This is a genomic window from Collinsella sp. LCP19S3_A7 (assembly GCF_052121995.1).
GTDB lineage: Bacteria > Actinomycetota > Coriobacteriia > Coriobacteriales > Coriobacteriaceae > Collinsella.
The window spans coordinates 58,411-79,415 of sequence record NZ_JBQKDE010000002.1 but is presented as its reverse complement, the minus strand read 5'-3'; the positions used below and the strand labels follow the sequence as shown (position 1 = coordinate 79,415).

17 protein-coding genes are annotated in these 21,005 nt (G+C 60.9%); 5 read left to right on the top strand and 12 right to left on the bottom strand.

Translation table 11 applies throughout. The features are described from left to right. Positions 1–117: 117 nt before the first annotated feature. Together ACTQV3_RS01735 and ACTQV3_RS01730 are read right to left on the bottom strand one after the other, a co-directional pair. Positions 118–432 carry an STAS domain-containing protein gene (locus tag ACTQV3_RS01735; RefSeq protein WP_154515032.1) on the bottom strand — a complete coding sequence of 105 codons (315 nt, stop codon included), beginning with the start codon at positions 430–432 and terminating at the stop codon, positions 118–120. Positions 433–498: 66 nt separating this feature from the next. Continuing rightward, a complete protein-coding gene (locus ACTQV3_RS01730; protein ID WP_427718927.1) occupies positions 499–1,803 on the bottom strand; it encodes an aminotransferase class I/II-fold pyridoxal phosphate-dependent enzyme in 1,305 nt (434 codons plus the stop codon). 158 nt (positions 1,804–1,961) lie between these two features. Between ACTQV3_RS01730 and ACTQV3_RS01725 the strand changes: the two genes are divergently transcribed. Beyond that, a complete protein-coding gene (locus ACTQV3_RS01725) occupies positions 1,962–2,216 on the top strand; it encodes a hypothetical protein (RefSeq protein WP_154515036.1) in 255 nt (84 codons plus the stop codon). Positions 2,217–2,316: 100 nt separating this feature from the next. Here the strand turns inward: ACTQV3_RS01725 and nhaA are convergent, their stop codons facing one another. The 3 genes from nhaA to ACTQV3_RS01710 form a co-directional block, all read right to left on the bottom strand. After that, complete coding sequence (nhaA, locus tag ACTQV3_RS01720) at positions 2,317–3,675, bottom strand: Na+/H+ antiporter NhaA (RefSeq protein WP_154515038.1); 1,359 nt, start codon at positions 3,673–3,675, stop codon at positions 2,317–2,319. A gap of 263 nt (positions 3,676–3,938) precedes the next feature. Next, complete coding sequence (locus tag ACTQV3_RS01715; RefSeq protein ID WP_441016085.1) at positions 3,939–4,862, bottom strand: manganese-dependent inorganic pyrophosphatase; 924 nt, start codon at positions 4,860–4,862, stop codon at positions 3,939–3,941. A 166-nt stretch (positions 4,863–5,028) separates the two neighbouring features. Then, entirely contained in the window at positions 5,029–5,982 is a 954-nt protein-coding gene (locus ACTQV3_RS01710) for an ROK family protein (RefSeq protein ID WP_441536003.1), read from the bottom strand. 340 nt (positions 5,983–6,322) lie between these two features. Between ACTQV3_RS01710 and ACTQV3_RS01705 the strand changes: the two genes are divergently transcribed. Next, positions 6,323–7,042: a GntR family transcriptional regulator gene (locus ACTQV3_RS01705; protein ID WP_154515044.1), complete on the top strand. Its 720-nt coding sequence runs from the start codon at positions 6,323–6,325 to the stop codon at positions 7,040–7,042. A 72-nt stretch (positions 7,043–7,114) separates the two neighbouring features. Beyond that, complete coding sequence (locus tag ACTQV3_RS01700) at positions 7,115–8,047, top strand: type I phosphomannose isomerase catalytic subunit (RefSeq protein ID WP_441536002.1); 933 nt, start codon at positions 7,115–7,117, stop codon at positions 8,045–8,047. 287 nt (positions 8,048–8,334) lie between these two features. On the opposite strand, the gene ACTQV3_RS01695 is transcribed toward ACTQV3_RS01700, so the two are convergent. Then, positions 8,335–11,238, bottom strand: a complete 2,904-nt coding sequence (locus ACTQV3_RS01695; RefSeq protein ID WP_441536001.1) for an ATP-dependent helicase — start codon at positions 11,236–11,238, stop codon at positions 8,335–8,337. Positions 11,239–11,384: 146 nt separating this feature from the next. Beyond that, positions 11,385–12,365: an undecaprenyl-diphosphate phosphatase gene (locus ACTQV3_RS01690; RefSeq protein ID WP_441031338.1), complete on the bottom strand. Its 981-nt coding sequence runs from the start codon at positions 12,363–12,365 to the stop codon at positions 11,385–11,387. Between the two features lie 242 nt (positions 12,366–12,607). On the opposite strand from ACTQV3_RS01690, the gene ACTQV3_RS01685 reads away from it, so the two are divergent. Continuing rightward, positions 12,608–13,045, top strand: a complete 438-nt coding sequence (locus tag ACTQV3_RS01685; protein WP_154515052.1) for a universal stress protein — start codon at positions 12,608–12,610, stop codon at positions 13,043–13,045. 273 nt (positions 13,046–13,318) lie between these two features. On the opposite strand, the gene ACTQV3_RS01680 is transcribed toward ACTQV3_RS01685, so the two are convergent. The 4 genes from ACTQV3_RS01680 to purH form a co-directional block, all read right to left on the bottom strand. Further along, positions 13,319–14,362, bottom strand: coding sequence for a sensor histidine kinase (locus tag ACTQV3_RS01680; protein ID WP_441536000.1), 1,044 nt, complete (start codon positions 14,360–14,362; stop codon positions 13,319–13,321). A 9-nt stretch (positions 14,363–14,371) separates the two neighbouring features. Then, positions 14,372–15,043, bottom strand: coding sequence for a response regulator transcription factor (locus ACTQV3_RS01675; RefSeq protein ID WP_154515056.1), 672 nt, complete (start codon positions 15,041–15,043; stop codon positions 14,372–14,374). Positions 15,044–15,220: 177 nt separating this feature from the next. After that, entirely contained in the window at positions 15,221–15,928 is a 708-nt protein-coding gene (locus ACTQV3_RS01670) for a hypothetical protein (protein ID WP_441535999.1), read from the bottom strand. Between the two features lie 278 nt (positions 15,929–16,206). Beyond that, positions 16,207–17,814 (bottom strand): bifunctional phosphoribosylaminoimidazolecarboxamide formyltransferase/IMP cyclohydrolase, encoded by a 1,608-nt coding sequence (gene purH, locus ACTQV3_RS01665; protein WP_427794233.1) that lies wholly within the window; start codon positions 17,812–17,814, stop codon positions 16,207–16,209. A 277-nt stretch (positions 17,815–18,091) separates the two neighbouring features. Between purH and ACTQV3_RS01660 the strand changes: the two genes are divergently transcribed. Beyond that, the gene (locus ACTQV3_RS01660; protein ID WP_441535998.1) at positions 18,092–18,733 is read left to right on the top strand and encodes a GNAT family N-acetyltransferase; all 642 of its coding nucleotides are present in this window, start codon (positions 18,092–18,094) and stop codon (positions 18,731–18,733) included. 272 nt (positions 18,734–19,005) lie between these two features. On the opposite strand, the gene ACTQV3_RS01655 is transcribed toward ACTQV3_RS01660, so the two are convergent. Beyond that, positions 19,006–20,949, bottom strand: coding sequence for a DUF2207 family protein (locus ACTQV3_RS01655; RefSeq protein WP_441535997.1), 1,944 nt, complete (start codon positions 20,947–20,949; stop codon positions 19,006–19,008). Positions 20,950–21,005 lie beyond the last annotated feature (56 nt).

Below are 21,005 nucleotides of genomic sequence, written 5' to 3'. Positions count from 1 at the left end.
CCGCGCCATTCGGCCGGAACTCGTCTATTCATTCGGTCAAGTATAGCGCCCGGACGCCAAAACATCCGAGCGCATCACAAACATATACCAAACGGCACGCCCTTTTTGGGGCAGGGCTTATGCCGCCGTAATTGAAATCTCCTGGTCGACACCCAGCAACTGAACCACGCGCATCACCGGGGGCTGCACGTTGACGCAGCCAAACCGCTTGTCGTGATCGGCTGCGTGGTGCGCGGCGCCCACAAGTACGCCAATACCTGTCGAGTCGATATAGCTCACCTGGGCAAAGTCGAGCTCAACGGCCTCGGTGGGCTGCTCGAGCGCCAAGTCGATGGCGTTACGCAAGCTGTCGGCGTTAGAGATATCAATCTCACCGGTCACCCTGATGGTGTAGAGCTCCGGCGTGGGGTTGGTGGAAATACCCAAATCCATATATACGCTCCTTTGCGTATCGAGAGTGCGGATGGTACTGGACGCGGATTTGCGGGGCCCTACGCGTTAGGCGCGCTCGGCACGAGCAAGCTCGGCAGCGACAAGCTTGACGGCCAGCACCAGCACGTCGAGTGCGGCCTCCAGGTCCTCGACCGTGGGATAACTCGGCGCGATGCGGATGTTGGTGTCGCGCGGATCCTTGCCATAAGGCCAGGTGGCACCTGCCGGCGTGAGCTTGACACCCAGGTCGGCGCAAAGCGCTGCGACCTTTTGGGCCGAGCCCTCGGGGCCATCAAAGCTCACAAAGTAGCCGCCGCGGGGATGCGTCCAAGTAGCGCAACCCGTATCGCCCAGGCCCTCAGTGAGCTTGCGCTCGACGGCCTCAAAGCGCGGACGCAAGAACTCGGCATGCTTTTTCATGTGCTCCTTGACCGCCTCGATGGTGGGAAGGAAGCGCACGTGGCGTAGCTGGTTGAGCTTGTCGGCGCTGATAAGACCGGCCTTCAGGCGCTTAGAGAACTCCGCGATGACCGCGGGACTCGCACCGATAAAGCCGATGCCCGCGCCCGGGAAGGTAATCTTGGACGTCGAGGCGAATGCCACCACGCGGTCCTCGGTACCCGCCGCGCGGGCAAGATCGAAGATGTTGGCGAGCTCGTCGGTCTCGTCGTACAGGTCGTGCACGCAGTAGGCGTTGTCCCAAAAGATGCGAAAATCGGGCGCGGCCGTGGGCATCTCGACCAAGCGGCGCACGGTGTCCTCGCTAAAGGTGATGCCCGTGGGGTTGGAATACTTGGGCACGCACCAGATGCCCTTGATGGAGTCGTCGGCGGCAACCAGGCGCTCTACCTCGTCCATGTCGGGGCCGCTGCCGGTCATCGCGACGGGGACGTTCTCGATACCCAGGTCGGCGGTGATGCCAAAATGACGGTCGTAGCCAGGAACCGGGCACAGGAACTTGACCTTCTTACCGTCGTGCGCGGCCTCATAAGCCTCCCAAGGCTCGCTGCCGCACGAGCCGCAGCGCCAGAACATACCGGCGATATCGTGCTCGATCAAAAGGCTCGACGAACCCAGTACGAGCGTCTGATCGGCGGGGCAACCCAGGAACTCCCCCGCCAGCTTGCGTGCCGAGGGGATGCCCTCAAAGCAGCCGTAGTTGGAGCAGTCGACGTTACCGTCGTGCAGATCGGCGTCGGCATTGAGGATATCGAGCATGGGGCGCGAGATGTCCACCTGGGAGGGCGACGGCTTGCCGCGCGCCATGTCGAGCGCCAGGCCCTTGGCCTTGACCTCGGCAACCTCGGCTTTGAGAGCCTCGATGGCGGCATCGAGTTCGGTGGTTTCCATCTTCTGGTAGATCGTCTGCATGGGTGCGACCTTTCGCAAAGCGGGACGTTGCAGTTTGTCTAAGTATAGACCGCTACCGCCGCAACGGTATGAAGCCGTGATAGATTAAGTCCATCGCAATGAATTACGATATCCACCGTATGACCCGTATAGCCGCATGGCACATCCAAGGAGGCAGTATGGAATACGGCTCTTTTCAAGCCGAGGAGTTCGGAGACCTGCAGCGTCTGGTCGACGGCTTGTTTTATGACCGTAAGGCCATTGACCGCCTGGATCTAATCGTTCAGGCGGAGATCTTGGACCTGGCGCCCGATCTCATGGAAATCGTGAATCTTTTGCCGCCCGGCCACTACGACCGCCAATCGCTTTGCGACCAGCTTAACTCGGCCCTTGCCGCCCACGGCTGGGGCGCCGTCTACGGCACCGTGGAATAAAAATGGCAAATAAATGAAACGCCGTTTGTGACAGTGCTCACAAACGGCGTTTTTTCACACGAGGGCATCCGGGGCATGTCCGGCCCCGGTTTTCGCGCTCCTACTCGTCCTTGGGCGAAGGGTGCTTGCAGACCACGCTCATGTAGATCATGCCCAGCACGGCCGCGGTAACAGAACCGGCAAGAATGGCGGCCTTGGCGGCCAGAACCTCGAACTGGGCCGTCGGGAAGGCGAGGCCGCTGATGAGGATCGACATGGTAAAGCCGATGCCACCCAAAATGCCCACGCCGGCGATCATATGCCAGTTAACGTTATGAGGCAGCTCGCAAGCCTTAAGCTTGACCAGGGCAAACGTCACGCCAAAGATACCGATCGGCTTACCCAGCAGCATGCCAAAGTACACGCCGAGGGTCACCGGGTCGGTAAGCAGCACGCTCATGTCCACGCCCACAAGGCGAACCTGCGCGTTGACAAACGCAAAGATCGGCAGGATCACAAAGTTGACCGGCGTGGAGATCAGGCGCTCCATGCGGATGAGCGGCGGGGTCACACGGTGCATGACACGCTCGACCTTGGTAGTCGAAAGGGTAAAGTCGTGCTGGCCCAGGATGTGCGCCTCGTCGTCGTAACGGTCGTCGAGCAACGGCAGGTACTCGCCAAGCCAATCGGTAAGGCTATCGAGCTTAACACCGCACTTGGCCGGGATGGTGAAGGCCAGGATGACACCGGCAAGCGTGGCGTGCACGCCGCTCTTAAACATGCAAAACCACAGCAGTAGACCAAGCACCGAGTACGGGGCAAGGCGATAATGCTGAGTTTTGTTGAGCCACACAAGTGCGCAGGTCACAACTGCAGCGGCACCCAGCCAAAACGGACTGGGGCTCTGGCCGTAGAAAATGGCGATGGCGGCGATGGAGATGAGGTCGTCGGCGATGGCAAGCGTCGAGAAGAACACGCGCACGCCGTTGGGCACGCGATTGCCCAAAAGCGACAGCACGCCCAGCGCAAAGGCAATATCGGTTGCCATGGGGATGGCCCAACCGTTGCGGGCGCCGGCATGGTTAAAGATCAGGTAGATGCAGGCGGGAACGACGACGCCGCCCACGGCTGCCAGCATGGGAAGCATGGCCTGACGCGGATTCTTGAGCTCGCCGACCGTCATCTCGTACTTAAGCTCAATGCCCACCAACAAAAAGAAGATCGCCATGAGAAAGTCGTTGACGAAAAGCTCGACGGTGAGGCCAGCCGTAAGGTTGCCCAGACCCACATACAGCGGGGTCTCCAAAAAGTGATGGATAGCCTCGTAGACATCGGTGTTGGCGCAGATAACGGCGGCGATGGCGGCGATGACCATGACGGCGGCGGAAATCGTGCCGTTCTCGGCGATGCGCTCCCAGATGTCATGACGTTCAAAGCGCTTGCGCTCACGAACGTTGAACAGCTGCTCAGTTGCTGCCATGGGCGGCTCCTTTCACGGGAAAGCTCCCGTCTTAAAAAAGCACGGCCCGCCCAAGTGGCGGCACCGCGCTCCAACGTATTACGCTTGCATCTAGCCTACCCTGCACGACAAGCACGCAGGCGTGGCCGAAAAGCGGAACCACAGGTTGAACATTATTTGCCCAACGGTACGGGCGCCCCTGTCCAATAGGGGACGCGGTCCCGCGCACAAAAAACGACCGGAGCGCGGGGCGTCCGCGGTCCGGTCGTAGCAGGCTACAAAACCTAGCAGGCGGCCATGATGGGGGCAGCGACCTGCTTCTTACGGGAGAGGACGCCCGGCATCCAGACGCCGTCGTGCTCGTCGGCAATGCCCAGGCCCTTCTGAGCGGCCTCGGTCTCGCCCTCGAGCAGGACCTGCGAGCCCTCCTCCATGATGTCGGTGATGCACAGGACGATGCCGTCGGCACCCTTCTCGGCGGCGTAGGCGCGCATGGCCTCGCGGATCTCGTCGATCATGCCGAGCGCACGGCTCTTGTCGACGGTCTCGTACTGGCCGATGAGCAGCTTCTTGCCGGCGGGCTCGAACATCTTGATGTCGTTGCCGACCATCTCGGCTGCGGTGAAGGAGCCGGACGGACGGGTGAGGAAGACCTCCATGCCAAACTTGACCGGGTCGACGCCCACCTGCTCGCCGAGCTTGGCGGCGACGGCGCGGTCGACATCGGTGGTGGTGGGGCTCTTGAGCATGAGCGTGTCGGTCATCATGGCCGAGAGCAGCAGCTTGGCCTGAACGTCGGAAAGCTCAACGCCGAGCACGCCGGCGAGCTTAGTGACGATGGTGCAGCTGGAACCCCAGGGCAGGCAGATGTAGTGCAGCGGGCCGGCGCTCTCAAAGTCGCCGATGCGGTGATGGTCAACGACGCCAAAGACCGTGGCGTCCTTAAGGCCGGCGACGGACTGGGCGGACTCGTTGTGGTCGGTGAGAACGACAAGCTGGCCGGCCTCGACGGACTCAATCATGCGGGGCTCGGCAATGCCGGCGTCTGCGAGCAGCTTGGCGGACTCTGCCGGAAGCTGACCAAGAGCGCAGACCTCATAGGTGTTGCCGGCATACTCAACCTGATTGAGCAGCTGAGACAGAACGACGGCGCTCATGATGGCGTCGTTATCGGGGTTCTGGTGACCAAAGACAAGAACGTTTGCCATGGGTATCCTCCACTTGGTATGTGTACTTAGACGTAGCTATGGTAGCACGCTGGCAGCTGGCCTTTGGGGACGGAAGGGCCACGGCATATTTTGTGGCAGGTATGGGGGCCAAGGCTGTCCCTTTTGCACCATGTTGGTGCAAAGTAACCTGGCCCCCTTGCACCAGCTATTTACCGGCAGCGCGCAGGGCTACGTAGGCAGAACCGATGATGCCGGCGTCGTTTCCGAGCGAGGCAACCTTAATGGGCGTCTCGCGCGAGGCGGAAAGCGCGTAGCGCTGGAAGTACTCGCGAACCTTATCGAGGTAGACATCGGCCGAGGCGGAGGCGCCGCCGCCGATTAGGAACATCTCGGGATCGACCACGTTGGCAATAAGCGCCAGGGCGCGGCCGAGATAGTCGGCCATGGTATCGGCCGCGGCCAGCGCGAGCTTATCACCCTCGCGGCAGGCTTGGAACACGTCCTTGGAATCGGAGGGGCCGGTGAGCTCGATGGGCTCGACGCCCGCCTTCTTGCACTCGGCAAGGTAGTTGCTCACCACGCCGGTGGCGCTGGAATACTGCTCCAGGTGGCCATGGCCGCCGCAGCCGCAAGTGCGCTCCTCAGCCGGATTCAGGCACATATGGCCAATCTCGCCGCCGGCGCCCACAACACCCGACACCACATCGCCGTTGACGATAACGCCGCCGCCCACGCCGGTACCGATGGTGACCATCACCACATTCTGCACGTCCTTGGCAGAACCGAGCCAAGCCTCGCCCATGGCAGCGGCGTTGGCATCGTTCTCGTACTTAACGACCGCATCGGGGCAGTGCTCCTGAATGGCGATCTTCAACTCGGGCAGGTTAATGGCAATGTTGGCCTTGACCTTGGCATCGCCCGCTGCCGGAATGGGGCACGGAACAGCAAGGCCAATGCCCGCCACAAAGGCGCGCGGAATCTGTGCCTTGGCGACCACCTGGTCGATAGCCTCGGTCACCGCGGCAAAGCCCGCAGCGTCAACGATGGGAGGCGTGGGCACGCTGACCTTCGCAAGCAGGTTACCATCCCTGTCGAACAGGCCCTCCTTAACCGAAGTGCCGCCGACGTCGATGCCGATGTAGTACTGCTTAGGTTCCATAGGGGCCCGCCTTTCTCGTTTAAACATTGTCTGTATGGTACCGCTCCCAAGGCAAAAACCTACCAAAAAGGGACAGGTTTGTTTTGGTAGGTTTTATCTGAGGAAATGCAGAATGCAGGATTCGGTTCGCTGGGTGCTAAATCGGTTCGGCCCCGTCCTCGGACCGATTAGATTTCTCAACACGACATTATTCGAATGTATATTTATTTAGAGCGCTTTTATTTTTAGCGCAAAGCGACTTTTAGTAATATATCTATCGAACTTTTCAATGACTCAATAGGGATACTTAGGTGTTGAGTATACTTTCTTTTATACTCAATCAAGTTGGAAAGGAGGTTCCATGATTCCCAAATACGAGGCGATAGCTGCAGATATTCGTCGAAGTATTGAGGATGGCGCTCTTAAACCAGGCGACAAGCTTCCCACCGTCGTTGAGTTCTGCGAGCTCTATAGCGTTTCCAAAATCACTGTCAAACGAGCTATCGAGCAAATCACCGAGGAAGGTCTTGTTACCAGCCGTCGTGGATCGGGTACCTACGTTAAGGACACGGCGGGGCTTCCCGGCCAAGCGTTTTTCCAGGGCAAAAACGACCGTGCCCAGGGCTTTTCGTATGAGCACCGCGGGGAGAAGGTGACCTCGGTGGTCTACGATTTCTCGATTGTTAATCCACCAGCGGACATCGCAGCCCAGCTGGGAATTGCCGAGGATGACTTTGCCTATCACATCGTGCGCGTGCGTCAGGCCGATGAGAAGCCCATCGTTATCGAGTACACCTACATGCCCCTCGAGCTGATTCCGGGCCTTAAAAAGAAGGACCTGTACGGATCGGTCTACCGCTTTGTCCGCGAGCAATGTGGGCTGAAGATCTCGAGCTTCCACCGTACCATTCGCGCCGTGGCAGCAACCGAGGAAGAAGCCGAGCGCCTGGACACCAAACCTGGCTCTCCCCTGCTCGAGCTCAACCAGATTGGCTTTTTGGACAGCGGCGCGGCCTTTGAGTATTCGGTCTCGCGCAACGTTGGCGACCGCTTTGAGTTGCACAACGTAACGTTGGCATAGGTTTTTGTAGTCATGCGGGCGCTCGTTTTGAGCTGTTTGTGCAACGCCCGCGCAACACAATGGGGTATGAATATGTCCGATTTGATTAAACTGACGCCGATCTTCCACGAGAAGATCTGGGGCGGCCGCCAGCTCGAAACCGTATTTGGCTACGACATTCCCGATGGACCCATCGGTGAGTGTTGGGCCATCTCGGCCCACCCCAACGGCGACTGCCAGATTGCGGAGGGCCCGTATGCCGGCCACACGCTGTCGTGGCTGTGGGCCGAGCACCGCGAGCTCTTTGGCAGGTGCGAGGGCAAGGAGTTCCCGCTGCTCGTTAAGATTCTGGACGCCAAGGACGACCTTTCGATCCAGATTCATCCCAACGACGAGTACGCCGCCAAGCACGAGAACGGCAGCCTGGGCAAAACCGAGTGCTGGTATGTGCTGGACTGCGAGCCCGGCGCCACGATCATCGTCGGCCAGCGCGCGCATGACCGCGCCGAGGCCGCGCAGATGATCGAGGGGGGCCGTTGGGACGACATGCTCAACGTGCTGCCGATCCACAAGGGCGACTTTTTCCAGATTGATTCCGGTACCGTACACGCCATCAAGACCGGCACGCTCATTTTGGAGACGCAACAGTCAAGCGACGTGACATATCGCCTGTACGACTACGACCGTCCCGGCACCGACGGCAAGCTGCGTCCCCTGCACATTGAGCAGAGCCTCGACTGCATCGACTTTGATGCTCAGGCTCCGACCGACGGCACGGTGGCCGCGCCCGAGGTGAACGGCGTAACCGGGCTCGAGTCTAACTCCTGCTACACCGTCGATCGCGTGCGCGTCGACGGCAGCAAGACCTTGGAGCAGCGCTGGCCCTTCATGTGCCTGTCGGTCATCGACGGCGAAGGTACCGTCTGCGGCGACCCCGTCCACAAGGGAAGCCATCTGCTGGCACCCAGCACCGTCAGCTCCATTGATCTCGAAGGCCAGATGGAACTGATTATCAGCCACCTCTAGGTCGCGCCAACAACCAAAACGCAACAAGGGGCTCTCCCGACCATGTACGGAAGAGCCCCTACTCGTATCTATCTATCAGCCCACCCGGCTCTCCAGATCAAAAAGCGAACGAGCAGAGCGAGGTTCGAAAGCTGCAGGCCAAAACGCCACAAGGAAGAGGGCGCGTCGGGGGCTTTGGTCGATCGCGAGTTCCGCACGAGCCGGAGAGCACTTAATGTGCTCTCCGTGCGAGCAGGACTGTCCGAGCAGGCGACCAAAGCCCCCAGCGCGCCCGGCCAACCTCGCAGTTAGGCATTCAGCTTAACAATCGGAGCGAAGCCCTTCATAAGCTTTTTGGTCTGGCCGGTCTTTTCGAATTGGACCTCGATCATGTCTCCAGCGACCGAGATCACGGTACCCGTGCCAAAGGTCTTATGACTCACGGTATCGCCCGCGGCAAAGTCCTGCGACGCGCTGGCGCGATCGACCTTGCGCTCCACTGTTGGGGACACCTTGGACGACGGCTTTTTGGCTCGCGGTGCGCCCGAGCCAAAGGTCGAGGCAACGCGGCCGGCGTCGGGCGAGACCCCACGATGGCGCTCGGTCCCGTAGCTGCTGCCGCCAAAGAAATCGTCGAAGCTCGATCCGCCGCGCGAACCGGAACCGCCGGTCGAGCGCGTATGCGAACCAAACACCTTGCCGCCATACATATCCGAACCCGTGCCCGAGCCAAAGGTGCCGCGACGGTCGCCGCGCTTCTCCCAGCCCGTGCCCTCAAAACCGGCAGAACCGATACCGCTAAACTCGATATCCTCAAACGGAATCTCGTTGAGAAAGCGCGAACGCGGGTTGGCGGAGGTCGAACCGTAGGTGCGACGCGTGGCCGCATAGGTCAAGAACAGGCGCTTGCGGGCACGCGTGATGGCGACGTAGGCCAGGCGACGCTCCTCCTCGAGCTTGCCCGGATCATCGCTGCCGCCAAAGTCGTGCACGTGCGGAAAGATACCCTCCTCCATGCCGGCCACGAACACCGCCGGAAACTCCAGGCCCTTGGCGGAGTGGATGGTCATCATGGTAATGGCATGCGTCTCGCCGGCCAGGGAATCCAAGTCGGAGCGCAAGGCCAGCCACTCCATGAGTGCCGGCAGCGCCTTGCAGGTGAGCGGACCGTAGGTACGCTCGATCTCGCCGGCATGCACGGCACCCGCCGACAGCTCCGTCGGCGCGGCATACGCGTTGCCTGCGATGGCGGCGGCCAGGGCATCCTGCGGAGACAGCGCCGGAGCGGCCAAGCCATCGAGCGGATTGGAGCCCGCGGCGTCACGGGCGCCGACGAGCGCCTCAAACGAGGATGCCGGGACAGATGGCCCCGGTTCGGGCGCAGACACGCTCACCACGACGGGCTCGGGCTCGGCGCCGGCAGGCACGTCGGCAACACCGGCTGCGCGCAGCTCTTCTAGGCTCTCGAGCGTACCCTCGATATCCTCGTGCGTCTCCTCAAATTCCGCCGCAACGCCCAGAAATTCCTGGATGTTCTCGGCGCGGCTCTCAGATTCCATGGTGCCCTCGGCGCGAAACGCCTGCAGAAGGCCCGTCTTATCGACGATCATCTCGACAACGTCCTTGAGCTCGCCGTCCATGCGGCGGCCCTCGCGCACCAGCGAGACAAAGCTCGACAGGCCGTTGCGCACCTTGGCGCTAAACATGCCGGTTTCGGCGCACGCGATCTCGCAAGCCTGGAAGAACGAGCAACGGTTGTCGCGTGCCAGCTGCTCGATCTTTTGGATTGAGGTGGAGCCAATGCCGCGGCGCGGTGTGTTGATGACGCGCTTGACGCTCATCTCGTCGGCCGGGTTCACGATCATCTTGAGGTAGGCCATGACGTCGCGAATCTCGGCACGGTCGAAGAATCGAGTGCCGCCCACGATCTTATAGGGCACGCCCGCGCGCAGAAACATATCTTCGAGAATACGCGACTGGGCGTTGGTGCGATAAAACACGGCGATGTCGTCGTAGCTCGTGCCTTTGGCATGCAGTTTCTCGATCTCACCGGCAATCCAGCGGCCCTCGTCGCGCTCGTCGCTCGCCTGGAAGGCCTGAATCTTCTCGCCATCGCCCTCGGCCGTAAACAGGCGCTTGTCCTTGCGCTGCGAGTTGTGACGCACCACGGCGTTGGCGGCGTTTAGGATATGGCCCGTAGAGCGGTAGTTCTGCTCGAGCTTAACAGTCTTGCAGTTTTTAAAGTCCTGCTCAAAGTCCAAGATGTTGGTGATGTCGGCGCCACGCCAGCTGTAAATGGACTGGTCATCGTCGCCCACAACCATGAGGTTTTGGTACTTGGCGGCCAGAAGGTTGGCGATTTCGTACTGGACGTGGTTGGTGTCCTGATACTCGTCGACGCTAATGTAGCGGAAGCGTTCCTGGTACTTGTCGAGCACCTCGGGGCGGGTACGCAGCAGTTCGAGTGTGCGCACGAGCAAATCGTCGAAGTCCATCGCGTTGGCGGCGCGCAGGCGGCGCTCCAGCTCCAGGTAGACCTGCGCGGCCTTTTTGTCGTTGGGGCTATCGGCGGATTTGAGCATGTCCTCGGGGCCGATCATGGCGTTTTTGGCCGAACTGATCTTGCTGCGAATCATGTTGATGGGGAACTGCTTTTGCTCGATGCCGAGCGCCTGCATAATGTCACGCACCATGCGCTTTGAGTCATCGTCATCGTAGATGGTGAACTGACCGGTGTAACCCAGCAGGTCGGCGTCCTCGCGCAGCATGCGCACGCACATGGCGTGGAAGGTGCACACCCACATGCCGCGGGTACCGCTGGGAATGAGCGCCGTCAGACGCTCGCGCATCTCGGCCGCGGCTTTGTTGGTAAACGTGATGGCAAGAACCTGCCAAGGCTTAACACCCAGGTCGCCGAGCATATGCGCGATGCGGAAGGTCAGGACGCGAGTCTTGCCCGAGCCTGCGCCGGCGAGGACCAGCAACGGGCCCTCGGTGGTCAGGACGGCCTCGCGCTGGGCGGGATTAAGGCTGTCGATGTCGACGAGCGGCTTGACGGGCTTGGGTGCCGGCGCGGGAGCGTCGTAGATGTCGAGCGGAACGAGCTCGGGCTCCGGCGCAGCGGGGGCGGTGTATGCATCGAGCGGCACGGGTTCCGGCGCGGGCGGCACGGGTACCGCGGCGTTCTTTTCCCAGGGCAAGGGCTGGGTCATGGGCGACTCCTCATCTGACGGACGGCGCGCCTGCGGGCGGCGCCATAGTTTGAGCCGTACCAGTATACCGAGCCGCGCGGGCACCGATGCAAATCACACCACGACTCCGTGCGCCGCGCTCTGGCCGCCGCGCAGCGTCAACCAAGTTACAGACCGAGCATAGGCTCCAGAACAAAGAAGTACGCGAGCACCACGATGCCCAGAATAATGCGGTAGACGCCAAAGCACTTAAAGTCGTGACGGCGAACGAAGCCCATGAGCCACTTGATGGCAATAAGCGAAACCACAAAGGCCACGACGCAGCCCACGCCCAGAATGGCAATCTCGTTGGTGCCAAACGTACCGCCCTTAACGAAGTACTTGACCAGCTTGAGCGCGCTCGCGCCAAACATAACGGGAATGGCCAGGAAAAACGTGAACTTGGACGCCACCGAGCGCGTGCAGCCCAGCAGCAGGCCGCCGATGATGGTGGAGCCGGAACGTGATGTGCCCGGAATCAACGAAAGCACCTGGAAGCAACCGATACCCAATGCGGTCTTCCAGCTCAGGTCCTCGAGCGTGGCGATGGATCCAAAATCCAAATCCTCGTCATCGTCATTGTCTTCGGTAATATCCGCCGCAGGCGCCGCGAAGTGTGCACCGGCGGGACGCCCGCCCGCCACCACAGCACGCGAACCAAACGAATCGGCAAGAGCGGCGTTCTCGCGCTTACTCGCACGCCAGTTCTCAATCACGATAAACAACACGCCGTACACGATGAGCGCCAGCGCCACGACGGGAGCGTTATAGAAATGCTCCTCCATCCAGTCGTTGAGCGGCAGACCGATCGCCGCGGCGGGAATACAGCCAAGCACAATCTTGCCCCACAGCACCCAGGTGTCGCGACGACCCTCCTTGCCCTTGCTGGGCGAGAACGGATTTAAGTCGTAGAAGAACAGAACGCAAACGGCCAAAATGGCGCCAAGCTGAATCACGACCAGGAACATATTCCAGAATGTCTCGCTCACATTCATCTTGACGAACTCGTCCACCAAGATCATGTGGCCCGTCGACGAAACGGGCAGCCATTCGGTGATGCCCTCGACCAGGCCCATGAAGGCAGATTTTAGAAGCTCGATGATATCCAAAGGGACCCCCTCGTTTGTCACCCGCCGATAGTTGTTCTGCGGACGGTTGCGGGCGATGTCCCATTATCAACCGTTCGGCCGCGGCCGCGCCCACCCTTACCAAAAATCTCGCCCGTTCACAGAATTGCGAGCGGTCAAACCGAAATCCTTGGGTATAACTGCAACAAGCTAAAGTGTCCGGCGGCCAACACGTCGTCCGATGCACGAGCCCCGCGCCCGTGCGATAGACCAAGGAGGAAACCATGAACGAGGGCTATACCAAGGTATTTGTTTCACTCGACGGTACTGAGCAGCAGGATTTTGTGCTCACACGCGCTATCAAGGTCGCCGCAAACAATGGCGCCAAGCTGATTATCGGTCACGTCATCGATTCCACGGCGCTCGAGAGCGCCGGTTCCTATCCGGTCGATCTGGTCAACGGCCTGGAGGAGGCCTTTAAGAACTCCATCGCCAAGCAGCTCGAAGAGGCCAAGGCTAATCCCAACATTCCCGAGGTCGAAGTCATGATTCGCGCCGGCCGTATTCGTGAGACGCTCAAGGACGAGATGCTCGACGTGGTCAAGCCCGATCTGGTGCTCTGCGGCGCTCGTGGCCTTTCCTCGATCAAGTATGCGCTCCTGGGTTCGATTTCGACATTCCTGCTGCGCAACACCGACTGCGACATTCTGGTCGTGAAGTAGCGTTGCTCCCACCGGCCGCGGGGCCTGCGGGGTTTCCTAAGGGCACGTCCTCGCCGCGTTGCGGCTGCGGGATGTGCCCTTAGGAAACCCCTCCCGGCCCCGCGGCCTTCGCAGCCTTACTTCAACGAGTTGGCTGATAAAAAATGGCGTGCCGCCCCAAACGGGGCGGCACGTTTTGTTCGGGGTGGCACGTTTTGTTTGGGTGATTTTTTAGAGCCTCATAGCCATGGTCACGTTCGGGAACATGGCTATCCGTATCACAAGACGGCCCGACTACTCGAAGTATTGGAACTTGTTGGTCGAGAAGGCGAATGTTACGACAAAGCCTTCGCCGAAGTCGGATGCCGCGGTGACGTCGATGCCCATCTTGGAGCACAGGCGCGCCACCAGGTAGAGGCCGATGCCCGTTGCGCGTTTGGTGGTGCGGCCGTTATCGCCGGTAAAGCTCTTCTCGAACACGCGCGGCAGGTCAGCCGCGCTCACGCCGCAGCCGTTGTCCGCGACGGTAAGCTCGATGCGCTCGTTTGCCAGGCCCTCGTCCAGCAACGCACCCGAAAACACAATCTTCGCGCCGTCCTCACGCGCATATTTAATGCTGTTCTGAATGAGCTGGCCCAGAATAAACTCGAGCCATTTCTCGTCGGTGAACACCTCAAAGTCGAGGTTCTCGCACACCGGAGCCACGTGCGCCGCAATGAGCTCGCGCGCGTTGGCTTTAATCGCGCCCGTCACCAAGCTCTTGAGACCCCAGCGGCGAATCAGGTAGTCGCGCTCTACGACTTCCGAGCGCGCATAGTACAGCGCCTGATCGATATAGCGCTCCACGCGAGCCAGCTCGCGACCCAGGTCATCCACGCGCGACAGGTCGTCTTCGCTGCCGTCCAGGTTTTCTAAAATCAGATGAGCCGCCGCCAGGGGCAGCTTGGCCTCGTGGACCCAGCTCTCGATATAGTCGCGGTAGTCATCGGTCTGGCGCCGGCCTTCCGCCACCTCGTCGCAAGCGGCTTTGCCCACCCGGCGCAAGACCTCATATTCGAGCTCGCCCTCGGCATAGGTCGGGCATTGCACCATCTCCTGCACCCAAGCGGGGCTCCCCAGCTCCTCTGCCGCGCGCTCCAGCTGGCACAGAAAACGACGACGGCGCACGTACTCGATCACGATGCCCAGCATGCCAAAGATAAAGGACACACCGACCGCCACGACCACGATGGATGCCGGGGCGCCGGCGACCGTCAGTACAAAACAGCTCAGCAGCACGCCGCAGGTCCACACGGCAATGGGAAGCAGTGCATCTTTAAAGAACTTGGCAAACGACATAACCGGCTCCTAGACCGAATAGCCTTGGCCGCGATGCGTCGTCAAATACCCCTTGATGCCGATTTTTTCGAGCGTGGTGCGCAGGCGGTTGATATTGACGGTGAGCGTATTGTCGTCCACGAAGGCGTCGGAGTCCCACAGGTCCTGCATGATAGCCGAGCGCGAGACAATCTTGCCCGCGCGGCCCAAGAGCAGCGAGAGGATACGCAGCTCGTTTTTGGTGAGCTCGGTACTGTCGCCGGTTGCCGTATTGGTGACCATGGAGCGGGCGAGGTCGAGCTCCAGCCCCTTGTGGACGAGCGTGCTGCGATCGCCCGCCGCCGCGGTGCGGCGCAGCAACGCATTGATGTGCGCCACGAGCACACGGGCGCTGTAAGGCTTGGGAACAAAGTCGTCCGCGCCAAGCGTCATGGCCATGACCTCGTCGATCTCGGTCGTGCGCGACGTGAGGACGATGATAGGAACCTCGGATTCGTGGCGAACCTCGTGGCAGATATGTTGGCCGTCCTTGACGGGAAGCGTGAGGTCAAGCAACACCAAGTCGGGCGCGGCGGCAAGGATATCGCGCGAGACATGCTCAAACGATTCGCAGGCCTCGATTTCAAACCCGGCGCGGGCAAGGATGTCGACAAGCTCACGACGAATGCGCTCGTCGTCCTCAACGACATAGATCAGCGCCATGGATTCCGCTCCCCTCTTGGTTGTCTTGCCCCATTATGACCGCGGAGCCGCAGGTGCGTGCCTCGCGAGGCACCAAGGTGACAGAACTGTTCGCGAACGAAAGCGTTTGGCTCGCCCCTCGCTCGCAACGGGAGCGAGGATCAAATGATTATTAAATCCCCGTCCCAGGAAAATCATTTAGCGGTGGGCACGGAGCTTTTCGTAGCCTTCGGCAAAGAAGGCAACCGTAGCGGCGTCGGACTCGACGGCGTCCGTCTCGGCGGCAGGGACCACGCCGTGCTCGTCACTCACCAGGAACAGCGCGCCCTTGAGCTGCGCGGGAATGTCCACGCGCGTGACCGGGATGCCCTTGGTCTGGGCCAGCTGCTCGATAAGCGTCGCCGTGCCACACAGGCACTCGTCCTCCGGTGCCACAAAGACCAGCTCGCCGTTGTTGACGGCGGCGAGCAGCTCGGGCGCCACGCCGGTTTCGTCGGCCTCGGAGCGGGCCTCGGCGGAGCGGGCACGCAGCGCCTTGGCCGAAGTATCGGCCAGCGGCTCGTACTCCCCCACCGTCATGGCGGCATTGCCGTTAACGTCGATCACCAGCATGAGCACGCCGTCGCGCGCGGTGTAATCGCCCTCGGCAAGCGACCACTCAACGTGCTGCTTGGCCCAGCTGAGCATATTATGGGTGAGCGGCTCGCCCTGCACCAGGCGCTCGGACAGCGCACGAATGTGACGGTTGAGCATGGGCACCTTTTTGTTGGACATGCGCCAACGGCAGACAAGCGCGGGCTTGTCGAGCGTAAACTTCTCGACCGCCTCCTGATTGGCGCAAAAGTCCTCGTACGCACGCTGGTCCTCGGCATTGCCAAACAGCTCGGCATCATCCACAACGGCCATATCCAACCTTTCTCAAAAACATACACCGCACCGTTATACCCAAAAAAGCCGCCTGCACCAACCGGCACAGGCGGCAATAGATAGCTTTAGTTCGGGGCGAGCCAATACCGCTGGTGGAGCACAAGCCAGCGAGCCGGACCCAAGTGCCTCAGGTCGCCGCGAAAGAGGAGCGACGCGTACTTCTGTACGCGAGCGACGGTTTGAGCGGCGAGATGAGGTGCTTGGGGCCGGCGCAGCGTCGAGCAGTTACGCGGTTTGGTAAAACCGCGTAACGATCATTAGTGGCGGAAGTGGCGGGCGCCCGTGAAGACCATTGCGATGCCATGCTCGTTGCAGGCCTGGATGCTCTCGTCGTCGCGCTTGGAGCCGCCGGGCTGGATGATGCAGGTCACGCCGTGCTCAGCAAGCACGTCGACGTTGTCGCGGAACGGGAAGAACGCGTCGCTTGCGCAGGCAAAGCCGCCCTTCTCCACGCCCTCGCGCTCGCAGAAGTCCTCGGCGCGCTCGCAGGCAAGCAGTGCGGAGTCAACGCGGTTGGGCTGGCCCGGGCCCATGCCAATGCCGGCCTTACCCTTGGAGACCAGGATGGCGTTGGACTTGACGCCCTTGCAGACCTTCCAGGCAAACTCAAGCTCGGCCATCTCGGCATCGGTGGGCTTGCGGTCGGTGGGGAACGTAAAGGTCGCGGGATCCTCGATCACGTGGTCGACCTCCTGCACCAGCATGCCGCCGTCGATGGAGCGCAGCTCCACCTTGGCGCCGTGGTCCACGCCGCCGGTAGCCAGCACGCGCAGGTTGGGGCGCTTGGCCATGCGCTCGAGCGCCTCGGCGGTGTAGCTCGGGGCGATGATGACCTCGACGAACTGCTTGTTCTGATCGGCAAAGTGCTCAACCAGCTCAAAGGGAACCTCGCGGTTGCAGGCGATGATGCCGCCGAAAGCGCTCTTGGGATCGCAGGCAAAGGCGCGGTCGTAGGCAGCCGTGATGTCCTCGGCAACGGCGGAGCCGCAGGGGTTCTGATGCTTGAGGATCACGCAGGCAGGCTCGTCGAACTCGCGAACCAGGTTCCAAGCGGCATCGGCGTCCAAATAGTTGTTGTAGCTGAGCGGCTTGCCCTGAATCTGCTCGGAGCCCACGAGCGGGAACTGCGAGCTCGCGGAGTTCTCGCAGCCATCGGCAAAGCGGTAGACCGTAGCCTTCTGCTGAGGATTCTCGCCATAGCGCAGGTCGTCGACCTTCTCCAGCGAGACCTCGAGTTTGGCAGAGGTGTCCGCCACGTCGCTTGCCTGGGCAGCAAGCCAACGGGAGATAGCCGTGTCGTAGGCGGCGGTGGTCTGGTAGACCTTCACCTGCAGGCGACGACGGGTGGAAAGCGTGGTGCAGCCACCAGTCTCGCGCATCTCGGCCAGGACGGCATCATAGTCGGCCGGGTCGGAGATGACGGTAACGCTCGCGGCGTTCTTGGCGGCAGAGCGAAGCATGGAGGGGCCACCGATATCGATGTGCTCGATGGCATCCGCGAAGGTGACCTCGGGGTTGGCGACGGTCTTCTCGAACTCGTACAGGTTGACGACGACCAGGTCGATCAGCTTAATGCCGTGCTGAGCTGCCTCCTGCATGTGCTGCTCGGAATCGCGGCGAGCCAGCAGCGCGCCGTGAACCTTGGGGTGCAGCGTCTTGACGCGGCCGTCCATCATCTCGGGATAGCCCGTGAACTCCTCGATGGGGGTTACGGGAACGCCCGCGTCCTCGATGGCACGAGCCGTGCCGCCCGTAGAGATGATCTCGACGCCAAAGTCGTCAACCAGCGTCCGTGCGAAATCGACGACGCCCGTCTTATCGGTAACCGAGATCAACGCGCGTGCGATCTTCACATCAGATCCCATGCAGTCCTCCTGTCTGGTACGCCGCCGTGCTCTGTGAGTCGGTGATACGTCGATCTGCAGCGCTCGCGCAGCGGCATTGAAAATACTGATTCAATGTAGCGCATCGAGCGCATCGATGCACCCCGTAACGGGCGCATGTGCAGAAAAAGCTTGCGAGCGGGGGTTGCAGGAGCGCCACTAGGCACGGTGAGTTGATGGAACACAGGGGCACCATAATTAGATGCCAATGGCGTGGTAGAACTGTGCTCGATATGCATCCGCAATAGAAAGAGGCACTATGGTCTCGCGGGTTCTCTACCGACCGTTTGATACCGAAGACTTCGACGCCATCGCGCTGATCTTGCAGCAGCTTTGGCATAACAATTCGGATAACGAAGAGTACAACCGCCTTGAGGCCGCGTGCGACCTCGCCTATTGCCTTTCTTCCTCGACGTTTTCGCAGGTCGCCGTAATCGACGGCCAGGCGCGCGGCATTGCACTCGCACGTGCGGGGCAAAGCAGCGGCGCCACCGTTAAGGAGCATTGGATGGATACCGAACGCGCATTGCTGTCGCAGATGCGTGAGCTGGAGCCCGATGCCTGTGCCGAGTATCTCTCGTTTGTGCGCGCCACCATTCGGACCAACAACCGCCTGCTCGAGAGCAGCCCGCTGCCGCATGACAACGAGGTCACGTTGCTTGCCGTGGATCGCGATGTCCACGGCCTGGGCGTTGGCTCGGTTCTGCTCGATGCCGCGGTCTCGCACCTGTCCTCGCGCGGAGCGTCGAGAGCGCACCTGTATACCGACTCCAACTGCTCGTGGAAGTTCTACGAGCTGCACGGCTTTAAGCGCACGGCCACGCACCGCGCCAACCGCGAAGAGCGCCGCCACAACATGCCGCGCGAAAGCTTCCTCTACGAACTCGACCTGACAGCTTAAACCTGGCAGTTAGGGACGTCCCCTTTGTGCTGGCACCCCGGGACACTCCTTGGCAGCAACCACACCTAGTCGTTGGGGACGTTCTTAAATGACTAGTCGCCGGGGACAGTCTTGAACAAAAGGTCACCGAAACCCTCGCTGGCATCACCCTATAGAGGATTCTGCAAATAGCGGTGGGCAAAAGTAAAAGATCGGCGCATTTTGGCGCATAAAAAGGGGATGGGCTTTCCCCGACGGCTGCCGAGAAAAGCCCATCCCATAATTTAGGACCGCTAGAACGTTCCGCCGCCGCCTCCGCCGACGCCGCCGCCCCCGCCGCCCGAGAAGCCACCACCGCCGCCGCCGCTCGAGCTATCGGAACTCGAAGCCAGCTCACGGATGCTCTCGTGATACACGCCATCGAACGAATCGAGCGGAGACTGGTTTCCGTAGTGATGGTAGTACCACCAGTAGCAGGGGTAATTGTCGTAGAAGCCGTCGGCCTCGCGCACCTCGGGCGGCACGGCCTCGGCAAGCTGACGCAGAACTTCCTTGGAAACGCCCAGCGCCGCACCCATCACCAGAAGTTTATTCCACAGCACCAGATCGCCGGGGACGGCTTCCTTTAGACGCGTGAAGTCCTCGAGCCAATGCTTGAGCGCCTTGCAGCGAGCCGCCACCTCGGCGCCCTCCGGCGTAAGGCGGCGGAACGTAAGGCCCACGCCAATACCCACCAGCACAATCGGCACCGAGATAACCGCGGCGACAATGTTCACCTGTGCGCCGTCGGTAAAGAAGATGGATCCCACGGGAACAAAGGCGATCAGAGTACCAAGAACCAGGCAAAACACCATTGCGACAATGCCGTCCGAGGCAACGTACTCGCTATCGGCCAGTTTGCCCTTAACGGTGCTCTGATAGTCCTTGAGCTTGTCGCCCACGGGCGTAGCGTGCTGCTTAACATAGTGTTGCAGCTCGTCAAACGTGCGCGAGCGATCGCCGTTCTCGTCGGGCTTAGCACCGGCAAAGAAGACCTTGAGCACCATGCGGTCAATGCCCTTGGCCGACTTCCAACCCGCATCGCTCACCGTCACACGATACGTCTGCTCCTCTTTTTCGCGACGGAGCAGGCCCTTCTTGCCCTTGGTCGCGATTGCCTCCTCTAACTTGATCACGCGATCGTCGGTGAGCTTCATGAGCGTGGCGATATATGCCTGATCGGGCACCTCGTTCCAGCTCATGAGGGCCGAAAGCACGGCGGGATGGTCGGCCGAGGGCACGTCGCGGAAGTATTCGTCCTGGAACAGCGGTTTGGGCTTGCGCTTGCGCAACTTGAGCACGACGATTGTGCCGGTAAAGGCCACCGCCGCGACAACGCTAACCACGGCAAGTGCATTGGCGATCATGCGGGCGTGAGCGCGGCGGGCGTTGGCCTCCTCGGCCCACGCCTTCTCCTCGCCCAGAATTGTCGACATGCGTTCCTTGCCCGAGGCGGCGAGCTGCGGCACCCAATCGCTGGGGAAGGCGATGCGCGCCTCGGCGAATTCACCCTGATGCACGCAGGGTATGGTATAGGTGACCATGGGCTCGTCCGCGTCGAGCGACACGTCGCCCGTGAGCGGACCGTGGCCCCATGCACGGAAGTTATCGCCCTTGACGGCCGCCGTTCCGGCAGCGGCATTTGCGAAGTAAACTTCCATCTCGACGTCATCGGAGTCCGCAGACCAGCCGTCGCCCACAAACTTCCAGTAGAGCTCGGCGGTATCGGACCAGTTCATAACCGCACCGGTCATGGTGTAGCTCACGTAATAGATCGCGCTGTCGCCGCTCTCGTGGGGGCTGAACACCTTGATCTTTACGCCGCCGTCGGACTGCTCAACCGTATAGACGCCGTTGTCGCCTTTGTTTGCATAGTCAACCCTGCTAAACGCGGCATCATCTTCCTCGACGCTCAGCACATCGACACCCGCCGTACTACCCTGCTGGTTGGTGCCCGTATTGATATCCCAATACACGCCGTTGATGTCGTCGTCGAAATCAAACTGGCGTCCCTCGACAACGGTCAGCGACCCATCGGCCTCAACCGTGGCACCGATATAGGTTTGGGTCATGGAATACCCGTCGGCACGTGCAACGACGGGCAACAGCAGCAGCACGCACGCGACGAGTGCGCAAATGGAAGCAAATCGCGCAAACGGGCAGCGCTGCCGACAAGCATTGGCAACGGGGGCGTTCATAGGCACATCCTTTGTCTGTAAAACCAACAGCGCCATTGTCCCACGTTTGCGGGTAC

Coding starts and splice junctions, on each gene's coding strand:
- ACTQV3_RS01725 (WP_154515036.1), top strand. CDS start 1,962: ATGGAATACGGCTCTTTTCAAGCCGAGGAGTTCGGAGACCTGCAGCGT.
- ACTQV3_RS01680 (WP_441536000.1), bottom strand. CDS start 14,362: ATGTCGTTTGCCAAGTTCTTTAAAGATGCACTGCTTCCCATTGCCGTG.
- purH (WP_427794233.1), bottom strand. CDS start 17,814: ATGGGATCTGATGTGAAGATCGCACGCGCGTTGATCTCGGTTACCGAT.
- ACTQV3_RS01735 (WP_154515032.1), bottom strand. CDS start 432: ATGGATTTGGGTATTTCCACCAACCCCACGCCGGAGCTCTACACCATC.
- ACTQV3_RS01660 (WP_441535998.1), top strand. CDS start 18,092: ATGGTCTCGCGGGTTCTCTACCGACCGTTTGATACCGAAGACTTCGAC.
- ACTQV3_RS01670 (WP_441535999.1), bottom strand. CDS start 15,928: ATGGCCGTTGTGGATGATGCCGAGCTGTTTGGCAATGCCGAGGACCAG.
- ACTQV3_RS01700 (WP_441536002.1), top strand. CDS start 7,115: ATGTCCGATTTGATTAAACTGACGCCGATCTTCCACGAGAAGATCTGG.
- ACTQV3_RS01675 (WP_154515056.1), bottom strand. CDS start 15,043: ATGGCGCTGATCTATGTCGTTGAGGACGACGAGCGCATTCGTCGTGAG.
- ACTQV3_RS01705 (WP_154515044.1), top strand. CDS start 6,323: ATGATTCCCAAATACGAGGCGATAGCTGCAGATATTCGTCGAAGTATT.
- ACTQV3_RS01655 (WP_441535997.1), bottom strand. CDS start 20,949: ATGAACGCCCCCGTTGCCAATGCTTGTCGGCAGCGCTGCCCGTTTGCG.
- ACTQV3_RS01710 (WP_441536003.1), bottom strand. CDS start 5,982: ATGGAACCTAAGCAGTACTACATCGGCATCGACGTCGGCGGCACTTCG.
- ACTQV3_RS01715 (WP_441016085.1), bottom strand. CDS start 4,862: ATGGCAAACGTTCTTGTCTTTGGTCACCAGAACCCCGATAACGACGCC.
- ACTQV3_RS01695 (WP_441536001.1), bottom strand. CDS start 11,238: ATGACCCAGCCCTTGCCCTGGGAAAAGAACGCCGCGGTACCCGTGCCG.
- nhaA (WP_154515038.1), bottom strand. CDS start 3,675: ATGGCAGCAACTGAGCAGCTGTTCAACGTTCGTGAGCGCAAGCGCTTT.
- ACTQV3_RS01685 (WP_154515052.1), top strand. CDS start 12,608: ATGAACGAGGGCTATACCAAGGTATTTGTTTCACTCGACGGTACTGAG.
- ACTQV3_RS01730 (WP_427718927.1), bottom strand. CDS start 1,803: ATGCAGACGATCTACCAGAAGATGGAAACCACCGAACTCGATGCCGCC.